The following is a 15129-nucleotide window of genomic DNA, read 5'->3' as shown; positions in this document are numbered from 1 at the left end:
AAAGGCCCGCGATCACAGGATCGCGGGCCTTTTTCATTTCAGCCGCCGCGGGTCAGAGCACGCGCGGGTCGGTGGCCATGAGCTGCTCGACCAATACCTTCAGATCGGTGGTCAGGCGCAGGTAGCCGGCCTGGTCCAGTTCCAGGGTCTGCTCGTTCATGTAGAGCTTGCGGTTGATCTCGATCTGGATGCTGTGGCGGTGCTCGGCAGGCTTGCCGTAGCGGCGCACCAGCTCCACGCCCTTGTAGGGATGGTTGTAGTCCACGCTGTAGCCGCGCTCGCGCAGGAAGGCGCAGATGCGCTCGGACAGCGCGGGGCTGGCCGTGCTGCCGTCGCGGTCGCCGATGACGAAGTCGGCATGCACCAGGCCCGGGTGCAGCGTGGCATGGCTGGCGGCGACGGAAGGCATGGAATGGCAGTTGATGTGGATGCTGTAGCCATGGCGCGCATGGGCGGCGTCAATGGCGCGCTCCACGGCGGCGTGGTAGGGCTTCCAGCAGCGCTCGATGCGCTGCAGCAGCTCGGAGGCCGGCAACTGGCGGTCGTAGATGGGCACGCCCTCGTCGGTGAACTTCCAGATCAGGCCCTTACCCAGGCGAACCTTCTGCAGCACGACCTGGTCGGTGGTGACGGGCAGCGGCCAGTCGCCTTCGATCATGGTGGTGTCGATCTCGGTGGTGTCGCGGTTGGCATCCAGGTAGATGCGCGGGAAATGCGCCTCCACCCAGCCCACGCCCATGCCTGGCGCAAAGGCATAGATCTTCTCCACATGCGTGTCCTCGGCCTGGCGCAGCGTGGCCAGCGGCAGGCAGGAGCCGAAGTCCTGCGGGTAGACCGTGCCGCTGTGCGGCGAGTCCAGCACCACGGCGCTGGTGCCGGCCACGCTGGTCACCATGGGCTGCGCGGCATCGGCCGCGCCGGAGCCTGCCGCGCCGGGCAGGGATTGCAGGAAGTTCTGACTGATCAGTCGCAGGACGGGATGCATGAGGAAGTGGTCTATCTCGGTTACGCATTGCACCGCTGCGCTGCGGCCAGCCCGCCATGAAACTGGCGCGTCCCAGGCCAGGGACGCCGAGCAAGGGCCGCCCCGCAGCGAGGGCGTCGTCCCCCTCCCGCGAAGCGAGAGAGGGGGAAGGCGCGAAGCGCCTCAGGGGGAGCCTTTAATCCAGCTGGATCTGGGCCGTGGCGGCAATCTTCTTCATCTTGGCCACTTCGCTGGCGATCTGCTTGGTGAAAGCATCGCTGCTGGTGCCGGAGATGTACAGGCCCTGGGCAGCCATGCGCTTTTGCACGGCCGGGTCCTTGAGCGCGGCCGCGATGGCCTTTTGCACGCGGGCGATCTGCTCGGGCGGCGTGCTCTTGGGGGCCACGAGGCCGAACCAGGAAGGATCGTTCAGGTCGGCGTGGCCGGCTTCGGCGTAGGTCTGCACATCGGGCAGCACGTCCAGGCGCTCATGCCAGGACACGGCCAGGGCCTTGACCTTGCCGCCCTTGATGTGGGGCAGCGAGGACGCGACCTGGTCGAAGTACACGGGCACCTGGCCGCCGAGCACGTCGTTGATGGCCGGGCCTGCACCACGGTAGGGAATGTGCTGCATCTCTGTGCCCGTGCTCTTCATGAACTGGGCGCCCCACATGTGGCCGATGGTGCCGTTGCCGGGCGTGGCGAAGCTGACCTTGCCGGGGTTGGCCTTCAGGTACTTCACGAACTCGGCAAAGTTGTTGGCAGGCACCAGCTTGGGGTTGATCACGATCACGCCGGGCGCCTTGACGATCTCGGTCACGCCGACGAAGTCGTTGATGGCGTCGTAGGGCAGCTTCTTGAACACGGCAGGGTTCACGCCGTGCGTGGACAGCGTGGCGATGCCGAAGGTCACGCCGTCGGTGGCACGTGCCACTTCGGCCATGCCGATGGAGCCGCCGGCGCCGGCCTTGTTCTCGATCACCACCGCCTGGCCGCCCAGCAACTTGGGCAGCACGTCCTGCATGTTGCGCGGGACCATGTCGGTGGAGCCACCAGCAGGGAACGGAACGACGATGCGCAGGGGACGGGTGGTTTCCTGGGCGAAGGACATTCCAGGAACGACAGAAGAAGCGGCGATGGAAGCAAGGAAATGGCGTCGTTGCATAGGATCTTTCTTACAAACAAGGTCAGATTAAAAGAAATCTGCTCACAAAAAAAGCAAATACTGTGCCTGTTAATATTCCGAACAGGAATAGTTTCATCATATCCCTGTCATGAGTTTGCGCCGCCTCAACCCGCCCATACATCTGCTGCGCGCCTTCTCCACCGTGGTGCGCTTCGGAGGTGTATCGCGCGCGGCCGAAGCCTTGCACTTGACGCAAAGCGCAGTCAGCAAGCAGATCCAGGAGCTGGAGAAGTGGGTGGGCGTGCCGCTGTTCGAACGCGAGCGCAAGCGCTTGAGCCTGACGCCTGCGGGCGAACGCTACGAGCGCGCCGTGCGCGCCCTGCTGGGCCAGCTGGAGGCGGCCACCCTCGAACTCATCACCAGCGATGACAGCCGAGGCGCGCTGCACCTGTCATCGCTGCCGACTTTCGCGGCCAAGTGGCTGATCCCCAGGCTGCCCCAGTTTCAGCAGCGCTATCCACAGATCACGCTGCACTTTGTACCCTACGTACACAGCTACCAATTTGACAGTCCGGGTCTGGACTGCGCGATTTTGTTCGGGGACGGGCATTGGAGCGGCGCGCACGCCCACTATCTGGTGGGCCGCCAGGTGGCGCTGATCGCACCGCCACATGGCACGGGCCCCGAGGCGCGCATCACCACGCCCCAGGACGTGGCGCGCTGCACGCGGCTGCGCCACGTGACCATTGCCGACGCCTGGGCACGCTGGAGCGAGGCCCACGGCATCCACGGCATCAGCCCGCTGGCGGGCCCGCAGTTCGACCAGTTCCAGACCATCATTCGCGCCGTGATGGCGGGCATGGGCATTGCACTGGTGCCACGCTGCCTGGTGCTCGACGAGCTTGCCGCCGGCCTGGTGAACGAGCCCCTGCCCCAGCACGGCTACCAGAGCGCCCTGGGCTACTGGCTGTGCTATCCGGCCGACCGTGCCAACCATGGCACGCTGGGCATCTTCCGCAACTGGTTGGTGGACCATGCGGCGCAGACACCGGGACGGGTGGCGATGGCCCCTGTAGCCCCCGATGCCCCTGCGGCAGCCGGTCAGGCGCCACCTATGCCGCAGGCTTAGGCGGCGGCGGCGAGCGCAGTGCCGTGAAGCGCACGCTGAAGCGTGCGCCCGGTGGCTGCTGGCCCGGATGCGCATCCTCCAGCACCACCTGCCCGCCATGCTGGCGCGCAATCTCCAGCACGATGGGCAGGCCCAGGCCCGAGCCATCGGCCTCCGAGCCCAGCACGCGGTAGAACGGCTGGAACACCAGCTCGCGCTCGGCCTCGGGCACGCCCGGCCCCGAATCCTCCACCTGCAGCAGCAGGACCTGACCAAAAGGATCGGCCAGCACACGCACGGTGACCATGCCCGGCCGGCTGCTGGTGGAAGGCGTGTAGTTGATGGCGTTGTCCACGAGGTTGCGCACCAGCTCGGTCAGCAGCGTGGCATTGCCCTGCAGCCAGACGCCGGCGGCCGAGGACTCGGCGCCGTCGTATCCCAGGTCCACATGCTTGTCCATGGCGCGCGGCAGGCAGTCGCGCACCACGTCGGTGACGATGCGCACCAGGTTGCACGGCTGCATGGCCAGGCCCCGCCCCAGGCCCGCGCTCTCGGCACGCGCCAGCGCCAGCAACTGGTTGACGGTGTGCGTGGCACGGATGCTGGAGCGCGCGATCTGGGCCAGGGACTGCCGCAGCTCGCCCGTACTCACGCCTTCGCGCTGGGCCAGTTCGGCCTGCATGCGCAGCCCGGCCAGCGGCGTCTTGAGCTGGTGGGCCGCGTCGGCCAGGAAGCGCTTTTGCGTGGCCAGCGAGTCGCCCAGCCGGCCCAGCAGGTCATTGACCGAATCCACCAGCGGCACGACTTCCAGCGGCACGTCCTTGTGGTTGATGGGCGAAAGGTCCTCGGGCCGGCGCGCGCGGATGCGCTCCTCCAGCCGGTGCAGCGGCTTGATGCCGCGCGCCAGCGCCAGCCACACCAGCAGCGCGGCCAGCGGCAGGATGACGAACTGCGGCAGCATCACGCCCTTGATGATTTCCGTGGCCAGCACGCTGCGCTTTTCGCGCGTCTCGGCCACCTGGACCAGGGCCTGCGGTTCGCCCGGCAGGGGCATGCGCACCCAGACATGGGCCACGCGCAGATCGATGCCGCGAAATTCCGCATCGCGCAGCTGCACGGTGCCGCCGGACGGCAAGCCTGGAGGCGCCGCGCCAGTCAGAGCCTCGTCGGGCTCGGGCGGCGGCGGCAGGTCGCGCTCGCCGGCCAGGTATTCGCCCTTCACGCCCAGCACCTGGAAATACACGGTGTCCGATTCGTCGGCACGCAGGATCTCGCTGGCCGACTGCGGCAGGTTGAACAGCACCTTGCCGTGCTGCACCATCACCAGTTGGGCCAGCGCCTGGGCGTTGTATTCCAGCGCACGGTCGAAGGGTTTGTTGGCCAGGCCCTGGGCCACCAGCCAGGTCAGCGCCAGGCTCACGGGCCACAGCAGCAGCAGCGGCGTGAGCATCCAGTCAAGGATCTCGCCGAACAGGGAGCGCTGTTCACGCTGGAAGATTTTCATCGGCGGGCAGCCCCTTACGACGGGTTCACGGCCCCGCGGCAACCACCACTATGCGCAGGCAAGCCAACCCGGGCCTGACAGCCACGGCAGCGGCCTCAGGACGCGATCTTCTCAAGGCAGTAGCCCAGGCCGCGCACGGTGGCGATGCGGATGGGGCCGCGCTCTATCTTCTTGCGCAGCCGGTGGATGTAGACCTCGATGGCGTTGTTGCTGACTTCGTCGCCCCACTCGCACAGGCGCTCGACCAACTGGTCCTTGCTGACCAGCCGGCCGGCCCGCTGCAGCAGCACTTCCAGCAGGCCCAGCTCGCGCGCCGACAGCTCGACCATCTTGCCGTCGATGGTGGCCACGCGGCCGGCCTGGTCGTAGACCAGCGGGCCGTGCTTGATGGTGCTGCTGGCGCCGCCCATGCCGCGCCGCGTGAGGGCGCGCACGCGCGCCTCCAGCTCGGACAGCGCAAACGGCTTGGCCATGTAGTCGTCGGCACCGTAGTCCAGCCCCTGCACGCGCTCTTCCACGCTGTCGGCCGCCGTGAGGATGAGCACCGGCAGCGCATCGCCGCGGCCGCGCAGCTTCTTGAGCACTTCGAGACCGTGCATCTTGGGCAGGCCCAGGTCCAGGATCAGCAAATCGAATTCGCTGCTGGTCATCAGCGCGGTGTCGGCCTCGCTGCCATTGGCCACATGGCTGACCACGGCGCCCGAGCCGCGCAGGCTGCGCAGCAGGCCATCGGCCAGGACCTGGTCGTCTTCGGCAATCAGAATGCGCATGGGGGATGTCTCCTGTAATGCAGGCGCGCTCTGGGAGTTGGAAATGCGCGCCTTTAATTCCCAGGATTCTAGGATGCGCCCCGCAGCGCGGGCAGGGACCTTACCCGAGTGAGCCGCCGCCCGCGTAGGCCTCCAGCCCCAGCGCCACCACGGTGGCGATGTCGTCGCCGACTTCCTCGCGGAATTCGGCCTCGGCCTGGGAGACGGCGTCATGGAAAGCCTGCAGCCAGGCCAGGCCCGCTGGCGTGAAGCGGATGCGGCGCGCGCGCGCATCGCGCTCGTCGCTCTCGCGCGTGACCAGGCCCCAGGCCTCGCACTGGGTCACCAGGTCGCCCATGGACTGCTTGGTCATGCCTGCGCGCTCTGCCAGGTCCGTCAGCCGGTCGCCAGCCAGCGACAGATGCCGCGTGATGTGGATATGGGCCGCCCCCACCTTGTCGCGCGCAGCGAGGTTGGACAGTGCCAGCGGCACCTCCACATCGCGCGCCATGAGCTGCAGTACACGCGCGTCGAACCGCCGCATGGCATGGCCGAGCAGGCGGCCCAGGTGGGTCTGGCGCCAGGCGTCGGCGGGCGGCGTGACAGGGGAAAGCTCACTCATGGATGCATTGTGGAGGCAAATCCAACAAGTCAGGAAAACTGACCAAAAACACCAACAAATCAAGGCAGCAAGCCCATAAACTACTGTTCAAGCATCCAGCCTGAATGCAAATACAGAGCTGAATCCATACCCAACCCAGGAGTCCGCATGAACACCGCCGTCACCACCGCCAACAGTGAAAAAGCCAAGGCCCTGCAGGCCGCACTCGCCCAGATCGAAAAGCAGTTCGGCAAGGGCACGATCATGCGCCTGGGTGAAGGCGAAGCCATCCAGGACATCCAGGTCGTCTCCACCGGCTCGCTGGGCCTGGACATCGCCCTGGGTGTGGGCGGCCTGCCCCGTGGCCGCGTGATCGAGATCTACGGCCCTGAATCCTCGGGCAAGACCACGCTGACGCTGCAGGTCATCGCCGAAATGCAAAAGCAGGGCGGCACCTGCGCCTTCATCGACGCAGAACACGCGCTGGACACCAGCTATGCCCAGAAGCTGGGCGTGAACCTCAACGAAGTGCTGATCAGCCAGCCCGACACCGGCGAGCAGGCCCTGGAAATCGTGGACAGCCTGGTGCGCTCGGGCGCCGTGGACATGATCGTCGTGGACTCGGTGGCCGCACTGACACCGCGCGCCGAAATCGAAGGCGAGATGGGCGACCAGCTGCCCGGCCTGCAGGCCCGCCTGATGAGCCAGGCGCTGCGCAAGCTGACCTCCACCATCAAGAAGACCAATTGCATGGTCATCTTCATCAACCAGATCCGCATGAAGATCGGCGTGATGTTCGGCAGCCCCGAAACCACCACGGGCGGCAATGCGCTGAAGTTCTACGCCTCGGTCCGCCTGGACATCCGCCGCACCGGCACCATCAAGAAGGGCGACGAAGCTATCGGCAACGAAACCAAGGTCAAGGTCGTCAAGAACAAGGTCTCGCCCCCGTTCAAGACCGCCGAGTTCGACATCCTCTTCGGCGAAGGCATCTCGCGCGAAGGTGAAATCCTGGACATGGGCGTCAACGCCAAGATCCTCGACAAGTCGGGGGCCTGGTACGCCTACAACGGCGAAAAGATCGGCCAGGGTCGCGACAACGCCCGCGAATTCCTGCGCGAGAACAGCGGCCTGGCCGTGGAGATCGAGAACAAGGTGCGCGACAGCCTGGGCATCGCCCTGCTGCCCACGGCCGGTGGCGATGCCTCCGAAGCCAAGGCCGCCAAGGCGGGCAAGGCCAAGGCCGACAAGGACGGCGTGATCGAGGCCTGAGCGCCCAGACCCCTCACTGCAGGCGCCGCCGCGCCTGCACACACTGTGTTTGCCATCTTGGCGCAGGCTCACGTCTGCGCCTTTTTTATCGCCGGGACGCCCCAAGGCAAAAAAGCGGCCCCCTTGGGGGGCAGCGGACCTTGCGCAGCAAGGGGAGCGTGGGGGCCCTTTTTATTCGGGACGATTCAGGAGACATTGCCGCATGGGATTCGCCAAGCTGTCGCTCAAGGGCCGGGCGCTCAAGCTGCTGGGCCAGCGCGAACATTCACGGCTGGAGCTGGAACGCAAGCTCGCCCCCCATGTGGAGGAAGGCGAGGACCTGGGCGCCATGCTCGACGCGCTGGAGAAGCGCGGCTTCATCAGCGCCGAGCGCGTGGCCGAGTCCGTGCTGCATCGCAAGGCCGCGCGCTTTGGCACATCACGCGTGGTGCAGGAGCTGCGCAGCAAGGGGCTGGACGATGGCCTGGTGCGCGCCGCCGCAGAACAATTGCGCGCCACCGAACTGCAGCGCGCCCATGCCGTATGGCGCCAGCGCTTCGGCACACCGCCGGCCACCCCGCAGGAACGCCTCAAGCAGATGCGCTTTCTGGCCGCGCGCGGCTTTGGCGGAGAAATAGCGAGCAAGGTGCTGCGCGGGCGCAGCGAAGACTGGGATGACGGAGCTGCAGACGAAGGCAACTAATCCACGCGCCGGGTTGCGCCCCAGCACACCAGCGACCCCACGGTCACCAGCGCCACGCCCTGCCAGAAGCCCCAGCCCGGCTGCACCTGCAGCCAGGCACTGGCCAGCAAGGCAGAGAACACGGGCGTGAAGTACGAGGCCGCCGCCATCACGGCCAGATGCCCGTGCTGTATGCCGTGCTCCCAGCAGCTGTAGCCCATGGCCGTGAGCCCGCCCACGGCCAGCAGCTGCAGCACCACGGTGCCTGACCAGTGCATGCCGCCTTCGCCACCCAGCCACAACCACTTGATCCACAGCGCCAGCGCAGTCCAGATCAGGAACAACCCCACGGCATTGTGCCCCCCACCCCAGCGCCGAGCAGCCAGCGAATAGCAGGGCCACAGCAGGGCCGCGCCAAAGGCGAGTCCATAGGCCAGCGGATTGGCCAGCATGTGGTCCGCTATGCCCCGCAGTTGCAGCGAGTCGCCACCCAGCACGCGCGTCAGCCCCCACAGGCACAGCAGCACGCCGGGCCACAGCCACCAGCGCGCATGCTGCTGGCGCAGCAGCACGGCCAAGACGATGGTCAGGCTGGGCCACAGGTAATTGATCAGCCCCAGCTCCAGCGCCTGGGCGCGGTCCTGCGCCAGACCGATCGCCAGCGACAGACAGATTTCATAGACCGCAAACAGCAGGCCGCAGCCCCAGAAGTAGGCCGGATGCATGGCCCGCCACTGCGACGGCCTGGGCAGGCCACGCACGGCGGCCACGCACAGGGCGCTGACCGTATAGAGCATGGCAGCGCCGCCCACGGCGCCCAGCGGCTCGGCCACCGAGCGCATCAGGCCCACGGTGCAGCTCCAGCACACCACGGCCAGCAGGCCGATGGCGGTGGCCCGGCCTGCGGCTGCAGGGGAACTGCTGTGCGCTGAAGACATGGAAAAGGCTGCGCGCGGCAGGTCAGTGCGGCTGCAGCACCTGGCGCAGCGAGCGGTAAAGCGCGTCCGAGCCGTGCGCGCGGTTGTCCGCATCGAAGGAGAACTCGTTGCTGGACTGCGTGCCGGTCGCATCCTCGAGCCGGGCTTCCATGAAGAAGGACAGGAAGCGCGCGCCCTGGCGGCGGTGCATGGTCAGCACTTTCTCCAGCCGCTGCGGCGACAGGGCCACCAGCGGATGGAACTCCGTCACGCCATAGGCCGTGTGGCCATAGCGGCGCAGCATCTGGCCGACCAGCGGGCCGTAGGTGTCTTCGCCATACAGGCTCACACCCAGGGACAGCCCCGGCATGCGCTGCAGGCTGCGCTCCACGGCGTAGCGGCTGGCGTCCCAGCTCGGATTCGCATGGGGGTTGAGCTGGTGGGCAAAGCGAGGCACCCGGCCCAGGCAGCCGTGCCCGATGTGCTCGGAAAAGCCCTGGATGTAATCGGCCACCTGCTGCTCGCGAAAATCGTTCCAGTCCGTCGCCAGCGGGTTGTAGAACAGCGCCAGCCGGTCCTGCGGGCTGTCCACCCAGAATTCCACGCCGTCCGGCAGCTTGCCGAAGTCAGGCAAGGCCTCGGCGGCATGGGGCCTGGGCTCGCCCTGGTGGCGGTCCATCACGGCGATCTGGCGCGTGGCCAGCAGGCCCAGGCTGCGCCCGCCGGCCTGCAGCACCACGTCGATGCGGTGCAGGCCCTCGCCCAGCGCCGGATAGCGGATGTCGGCACGCCAGCCCACATCGGGCGTGAGGAAATCAGGCTTGGCCTGGGCCACATCCTGGCGGTGCATGTGCACGGGGGCGTGCGAGTAAGGGCGCCCGTCCACGAAGACGGCCACGGCCAGTTGCTTTTGCAGCTTCGCGTCGGGCGAGTGGACCCAGCCGGACACCGGGACCGTGCCAGCCGCATAGCTGTCGATGTGCTGGAAGAAGTTCTGCAGCGGCTCGCTGCGGATGTTGCGCGACGGAGGCTCCACCGCATCGAAGCTGGCGAACTCCGACTTCAGATGGGCATTGAGCCGCGCAATGTCGCCATAGCGCTGGCGCAGGAATGCATGGAAGCCCGCCACGGATGCAGGGCTGTAGTCGGTGACCGCATAGCCTTCGGCCGCGAACCCCATGCCGGCCTCGAAACCCGGGAACAGCTGGTGCGTCTCGCCCAGCACGGTGAGCGCACGCAGCGGATGCATGGCGGCATCGCCCGCAGCGCACATGCGCTCGGCCAGGGCATCGACCACCAGCTTGCGCACGCGCGTGATTTCATTGTCCTGCCGCGCAACCGACCACGGGAAGATGCGCGCGCCCAGATAGGTGTCCAGCGGCAGCGGCCCCTTGGGCGTCCAGGCCAGATTGGCGGGATCGGCAGCCAGGCGCTCCTCGGCCTGGGAGTGGACCTCGAAATGCGTGGCGAACAGGTAGAGCACCACGGGCCGCTGCGCCTGCGCCACCGTGCGCACCACGCGGTCCAGCGCCTCGCCCCGGACTTCCCAGGCCCGGCCGTTCCACTGCACATAGCGCAGCAGAGGCACGCTGAGCGTATAGCCCAGCTCCAGCCCCTCGCCCTGCGGACGGCCCAAGCGCTGCAGCGTGGCTTTCACCATTTCCGCGGCCGAGCCCTGAGGGCCCAGGCAACTGGCAGGCACCTGCTGGAATTCCTTGGGAAAATCCTCGCGCAGCCCGTCCTGCACCAGGCAGGCTTCCATATTGCCCAGCAGCGGACTCAGCAGCAGGCGCGATGAGGAAGGCAATGCCGGCCGCAGCTTCCAGGCGAACACAACGATCAGCAGACACAGCACGGCCAGGGCCAGTACATGGCCCCAGACCGGACCGCGCCGGCCCGGCAAGGACGGGGGCGCGGGGGGCCTCACAGGCCCAGCATGATCTGCAGGTTCTGCACGGCGGCGCCGCTGGCGCCCTTGCCCAGGTTGTCCAGACGGGCGATCAGCACGGCCTGGCGGTACTGCTCATTGGCGAACACACGCAGCTCCAGCTTGTTCGTGTCGGTCAGCGTATCGGCAGCCAGCTTCATGTCTTCGGTGGGCGGCAGCACCGACACCCATTGCTCGGGCGTGTTGGTCGCCGCGTAGTGGGCGGCCAGCGCATCGTGCAGATCGGCGGCCTTGGGCGCGCCCGGCAGCAGGTCCAGATGCAGGGGCAGTTGCACCAGCATGCCCTGGCGGAAATTGCCCACGGCAGGAATGAAGACCGGGCGGCGCGTCATGCCCGTGTAGTGCAGGATTTCGGGAATGTGCTTGTGCGACAGGCCCAGCGCATAGGCCTCGTAAGGCGCGGCCGTGCCGGCCTCGTAGGCTTCGATCATGCTGCGGCCGCCGCCCGAGTAGCCGGACACCGAGGGCAGGCTCAGCGCGTAGTCGGCTGGAATGAGGCCTGCCGCCACCAGCGGGTGCAGCAGTGCGATGGCGCCCGTGGCATAGCAGCCGGGGTTGGCCACGCGCGTGGCAGCCTTGACGGCGTCCAACTGGCCCTTGCGCAGCTCGGGAAAGCCGTAGACCCAGCCCGGCGCCACGCGGTGGGCGGTGGAGGCATCGATGATCTTGATGGCGCGGCCGGTCTCGGCCTCGATGGCGTCGACCATGGCCACGGTTTCGCGCGCAGCGTCGTCATGCAGGCACAGGATGACCAGGTCCACGCCGGCGATCAGCGCACGCTTGGCAGCAGGATCCTTTCGCAGCTCGGGCGCAATGCTGACCAGCTCCACGCCGGACAGATCGACCAGACGCTCACGGATCTGCAGCCCTGTCGTGCCTGCTTCGCCATCGATAAAGACTTTTGCCATCGCTGTATTTCTCCTGCTGCGCGGCCCTCCTGGAGCCGCTGCGGCACCATTGCCGCGTTCCAGCTGCGGATTCTCACCGAAACCGGGTCCCCCTGCGCCCGTTGTCGCAAAACGGTTGGCAGTGGCGATCAAGGGCGTGCTGACATGCGCCTGTTACAAACGGCGGGCAGGGCCGCCTGCAGATCCTCTATAAGACAAAAGAGCTGTGGCGCCTGAAAGAAATGTCGGGAAACCGGCTTTTCCCTGACATATCAATGCATTGCACAGTTCCTGGCATGCTGCTTGGCCCGCAGGAAATTGTGGATTCTGCGCATGGGGGCGTGTCGGATGGCGCAGTGCAGCATGGTACATTCGGCGATTGCCAGGTCACTCCGCCTTGAGGCAGCACCCCAGGGCTACCGGGTCAATCCCCCCCTATTTGTTTGAGAGAGACATCATGAAGATTCATGAATACCAAGGCAAGGACATCTTGCGTCAGTTTGGTGTGCCTGTACCTCGCGGTATCCCTGCGTTCACAGTGCAAGAGGCCGTCGAGGCCGCCCAGAAGCTCGGCGGCCCCGTGTGGGTCGTGAAGGCCCAGATCCACGCTGGTGGTCGCGGCAAGGGCGGCGGCGTGAAGGTTGCCAAGAGCATCGACGACGTCAAGGCACTGGCTGGCCAGATTCTGGGCATGCAGCTGGTCACGCACCAGACCGGCCCCGAAGGCCAGAAGGTCCGCCGCCTGTACATCGAAGACGGCGCCGACATCCAGAAGGAATACTACCTGTCGTGCGTGACCGACCGCGCCACGCAGAAGGTGGCCTTCATCGCTTCCAGCGAAGGCGGCATGGACATCGAGGAAGTGGCCCACTCCACGCCCGAGAAGATCATCACCATCTTCGTCGATCCCCTGGTCGGTCTGACCCAGGCCCAGGGCGAAGAGCTGGCCAAGGGCATCGGCATGCCTGCCGACTCCACTGCCCAGTTCATCGACATCTGCCAGAAGCTCTACAAGTGCTACATGGACACGGATGCCTCGCTGGTCGAAATCAACCCCCTGAACCGTGACAGCAAGGGCAATGTCATTGCCCTGGACGCCAAGTTCAACTTCGACGCCAACGCCCTGTTCCGCCTGCCCGAAATCGTGGCACTGCGCGACCTGGACGAAGAAGATCCCGCCGAAGTCGAAGCCTCCAAGTTCGATCTGGCCTACATCTCGCTGGACGGCAACATCGGCTGCCTGGTCAACGGTGCCGGCCTGGCCATGGCCACCATGGACACCATCAAGCTGTTCGGCGGCGAGCCGGCCAACTTCCTGGACGTGGGCGGCGGCGCCACCCCCGAGAAGGTCACCGAAGCCTTCAAGATCATGCTGAAGAACCCCAAGGTCGAAGGCATTCTGGTCAACATCTTCGGCGGCATCATGAAGTGCGACACCATCGCCACCGGCGTGATCACTGCCTGCAAGGCCGTGAACCTGCAAGTGCCCTTGGTCGTGCGCATGAAGGGCACGAACGAAGAACTGGGCAAGAAGATGCTGGCCGAGTCCGGCCTGCCCATCATCAGCGCCGACACCATGGCCGAAGCGGCCACGAAGATCGTCGAAGCCGTCAAGTAAGCAGGCCCGGAGAACACACCATGTCTATCTACATCAATAAAGACACCAAGGTCATCACCCAAGGCATCACGGGCAAGACGGGCCAGTTCCACACGGAAAAATGCATCGAGTACGCGAACGGCAAGAACTGCTTCGTGGCCGGTGTGAACCCCAAGAAGGCCGGCGAAAAGATCTTCGACGTGCCAATCTACGCCTCCGTCAAGGAAGCCGCACAAGGCACGGGCGCCACGGTCTCGGTGATCTACGTTCCCCCCGCAGGCGCTGCCGCCGCGATCTGGGAAGCCGTGGAAGCCGACCTGGACCTGGCCATCTGCATCACCGAAGGCATTCCCGTCCGTGACATGCTGGAAGTGCGCAACAAGATGCGCGCCAAGGAAGCTGCAGGCGGCAAGCGCACCCTGCTGCTGGGCCCCAACTGCCCCGGCCTGATCACGCCCGACGAGATCAAGATCGGCATCATGCCCGGCCACATCCACAAGAAGGGCCGCGTCGGCGTGGTCAGCCGCTCCGGCACGCTGACCTACGAAGCCGTGGCTCAGCTGACCGAACTGGGCATTGGCCAGTCGTCGGCCGTGGGCATCGGCGGTGACCCGATCAACGGCCTCAAGCACATCGACGTGATGAAGGCCTTCAACGACGATCCCGACACCGACGCCGTCATCATGATCGGCGAAATCGGCGGTCCCGACGAAGCCGAAGCTGCCCGCTGGTGCAAGGACAACATGAAAAAGCCCATCGTCGGCTTCATCGCTGGTGTCACCGCCCCTCCCGGCAAGCGCATGGGCCACGCCGGCGCGCTGATCTCCGGCGGCGCCGACACGGCCGACGCCAAGCTGGCCATCATGGAAGAGTGCGGTTTCGTCATCACCCGCAATCCCTCCGAAATGGGCCGCCTGCTCAAGGGCCTGATCTAAGCGGCACCGGTTCTGCGTGACATCCAGGGTTCGCCCCAGGAAGAAATTACGCAGAATTACGAATCGGTAAGGCGGCAAGTCCGCCCTACACTGACGACTCCAAAAAAGAAAAAGCGCCAGAGGCTACCGCCCTGGCGCTTTTCAACTCATAACAGCGGAGAAACCATGGAATACCTGCAAAGCGCCGATTTCTGGATCGGCCTGTTGAAGATCGTCTGGATCAACATCATCCTGTCTGGCGACAACGCCGTCGTCATCGCCCTCGCAGCACGCTCGCTGCCCCCCGCACAGCAAAAGAAAGCCGTCATGTTCGGCTCCGGCGCCGCCGTGGTGCTGCGGATCATCCTGACCGTGGTCGCGGCAAAGCTGCTGGAGCTGTCCTTCCTGCAGATCGTGGGCGGCTGCCTGCTGCTGTGGATCGGCCTGCAGCTGCTGACCGGCGAAGAAGATGATGAAGGCGAATCCAAGGGCCATGGCAGCATGATGGTTGCCATCCGCACCATCCTGATCGCCGATCTGGTGATGAGCCTGGACAACGTGATCGCCGTGGCCGCCACTGCGCAGGGCAACATGGTCCTGCTGATCCTGGGCCTGGCCATCAGCATCCCGCTGGTGATCTTCGGCTCCACGCTGATGATCAAGCTCATGGAGCGCTTCCCCGTCATCATCACGCTGGGCGCCGCCCTGATCGGCTGGGTCGGCGGAGAAACCATCGTCAACGACCGCCTGCTGCACGGCTACGCCATCAGCCACCCCTGGCTGCACTATGTGGCGGCCGCAGCCGGCGCCGTGCTGGTCGTGGGCATTGGCAAGTTCCTGCAGGCGCGCTCAGGCGCAAAGCACGCAGCCCAGGCCTGACG

Annotated in this window: 14 protein-coding genes; 6 read left to right on the top strand and 8 right to left on the bottom strand. The window is 66.1% G+C overall.

Annotated elements, in window-relative coordinates; translation table 11 throughout:
• Positions 1-52: 52 nt before the first annotated feature.
• Both ACF8ME_RS15590 and ACF8ME_RS15585 read right to left on the bottom strand, forming a co-directional pair.
• The gene (locus tag ACF8ME_RS15590) at positions 53-985 is read right to left on the bottom strand and encodes an N-formylglutamate amidohydrolase (RefSeq protein WP_016454231.1); all 933 of its coding nucleotides are present in this window, start codon (positions 983-985) and stop codon (positions 53-55) included.
• A 175-nt stretch (positions 986-1160) separates the two neighbouring features.
• Positions 1161-2129, bottom strand: a complete 969-nt coding sequence (locus ACF8ME_RS15585) for a tripartite tricarboxylate transporter substrate binding protein (RefSeq protein WP_026062916.1) — start codon at positions 2127-2129, stop codon at positions 1161-1163.
• Positions 2130-2238: 109 nt separating this feature from the next.
• On the opposite strand from ACF8ME_RS15585, the gene ACF8ME_RS15580 reads away from it, so the two are divergent.
• Positions 2239-3219, top strand: coding sequence for a LysR substrate-binding domain-containing protein (locus tag ACF8ME_RS15580; RefSeq protein WP_016454232.1), 981 nt, complete (start codon positions 2239-2241; stop codon positions 3217-3219).
• Here the strand turns inward: ACF8ME_RS15580 and ACF8ME_RS15575 are convergent.
• The 3 genes from ACF8ME_RS15575 to ACF8ME_RS15565 all read right to left on the bottom strand — a co-directional run bounded on the left by ACF8ME_RS15575 (position 3203) and on the right by ACF8ME_RS15565 (position 6073).
• Complete coding sequence (locus tag ACF8ME_RS15575; RefSeq protein WP_016449402.1) at positions 3203-4702, bottom strand: sensor histidine kinase; 1500 nt, start codon at positions 4700-4702, stop codon at positions 3203-3205. The two genes, ACF8ME_RS15580 and ACF8ME_RS15575, sit on opposite strands and share 17 nt — an antisense overlap.
• A gap of 95 nt (positions 4703-4797) precedes the next feature.
• Positions 4798-5472, bottom strand: a complete 675-nt coding sequence (locus ACF8ME_RS15570) for a response regulator transcription factor (protein WP_012202808.1) — start codon at positions 5470-5472, stop codon at positions 4798-4800.
• 100 nt (positions 5473-5572) lie between these two features.
• Positions 5573-6073: a MarR family winged helix-turn-helix transcriptional regulator gene (locus ACF8ME_RS15565; RefSeq protein WP_017407164.1), complete on the bottom strand. Its 501-nt coding sequence runs from the start codon at positions 6071-6073 to the stop codon at positions 5573-5575.
• 147 nt (positions 6074-6220) lie between these two features.
• Here ACF8ME_RS15565 and recA point away from each other — a divergent pair, with 147 nt between their 5' ends.
• Together recA and recX are read left to right on the top strand one after the other, a co-directional pair.
• A complete protein-coding gene (gene recA / locus ACF8ME_RS15560) occupies positions 6221-7324 on the top strand; it encodes a recombinase RecA (protein ID WP_151019362.1) in 1104 nt (367 codons plus the stop codon).
• 202 nt (positions 7325-7526) lie between these two features.
• The gene (gene recX / locus ACF8ME_RS15555) at positions 7527-8006 is read left to right on the top strand and encodes a recombination regulator RecX (RefSeq protein WP_074920881.1); all 480 of its coding nucleotides are present in this window, start codon (positions 7527-7529) and stop codon (positions 8004-8006) included.
• On the opposite strand, the gene yddG is transcribed toward recX, so the two are convergent.
• Genes yddG through argC form a run of 3 tightly spaced genes read right to left on the bottom strand, consistent with a single transcriptional unit; the run spans position 8003 to position 11758 of the window.
• Positions 8003-8923, bottom strand: a complete 921-nt coding sequence (gene yddG / locus ACF8ME_RS15550; protein WP_392417291.1) for an aromatic amino acid DMT transporter YddG — start codon at positions 8921-8923, stop codon at positions 8003-8005. The two genes, recX and yddG, sit on opposite strands and share 4 nt — an antisense overlap.
• A gap of 22 nt (positions 8924-8945) precedes the next feature.
• Positions 8946-10829 carry a hypothetical protein gene (locus ACF8ME_RS15545; RefSeq protein ID WP_392417289.1) on the bottom strand — a complete coding sequence of 628 codons (1884 nt, stop codon included), beginning with the start codon at positions 10827-10829 and terminating at the stop codon, positions 8946-8948.
• Positions 10826-11758, bottom strand: a complete 933-nt coding sequence (gene argC, locus ACF8ME_RS15540; RefSeq protein WP_017405114.1) for an N-acetyl-gamma-glutamyl-phosphate reductase — start codon at positions 11756-11758, stop codon at positions 10826-10828. Before argC ends, ACF8ME_RS15545 begins: the two co-directional genes overlap by 4 nt.
• A 436-nt stretch (positions 11759-12194) precedes the next feature.
• Between argC and sucC the strand changes: the two genes are divergently transcribed.
• The 3 genes from sucC (at position 12195) to ACF8ME_RS15525 (ending at position 15127) form a co-directional block, all read left to right on the top strand.
• Positions 12195-13355: an ADP-forming succinate--CoA ligase subunit beta gene (gene sucC, locus ACF8ME_RS15535; protein ID WP_016449395.1), complete on the top strand. Its 1161-nt coding sequence runs from the start codon at positions 12195-12197 to the stop codon at positions 13353-13355.
• Between the two features lie 20 nt (positions 13356-13375).
• Positions 13376-14269, top strand: a complete 894-nt coding sequence (sucD, locus tag ACF8ME_RS15530) for a succinate--CoA ligase subunit alpha (RefSeq protein ID WP_016449394.1) — start codon at positions 13376-13378, stop codon at positions 14267-14269.
• A 165-nt stretch (positions 14270-14434) separates the two neighbouring features.
• The gene (locus ACF8ME_RS15525) at positions 14435-15127 is read left to right on the top strand and encodes a TerC family protein (protein WP_016449393.1); all 693 of its coding nucleotides are present in this window, start codon (positions 14435-14437) and stop codon (positions 15125-15127) included.
• Positions 15128-15129: the final 2 nt, after the last annotated feature.

This window comes from Delftia sp. WSY_7 (assembly GCF_043104845.1).
In the GTDB taxonomy this organism is placed as follows: domain Bacteria; phylum Pseudomonadota; class Gammaproteobacteria; order Burkholderiales; family Burkholderiaceae_C; genus Comamonas; species Comamonas tsuruhatensis.
Note: the sequence above shows the minus strand (reverse complement) of the source record. Positions and strands in the feature narration are given on the sequence as shown.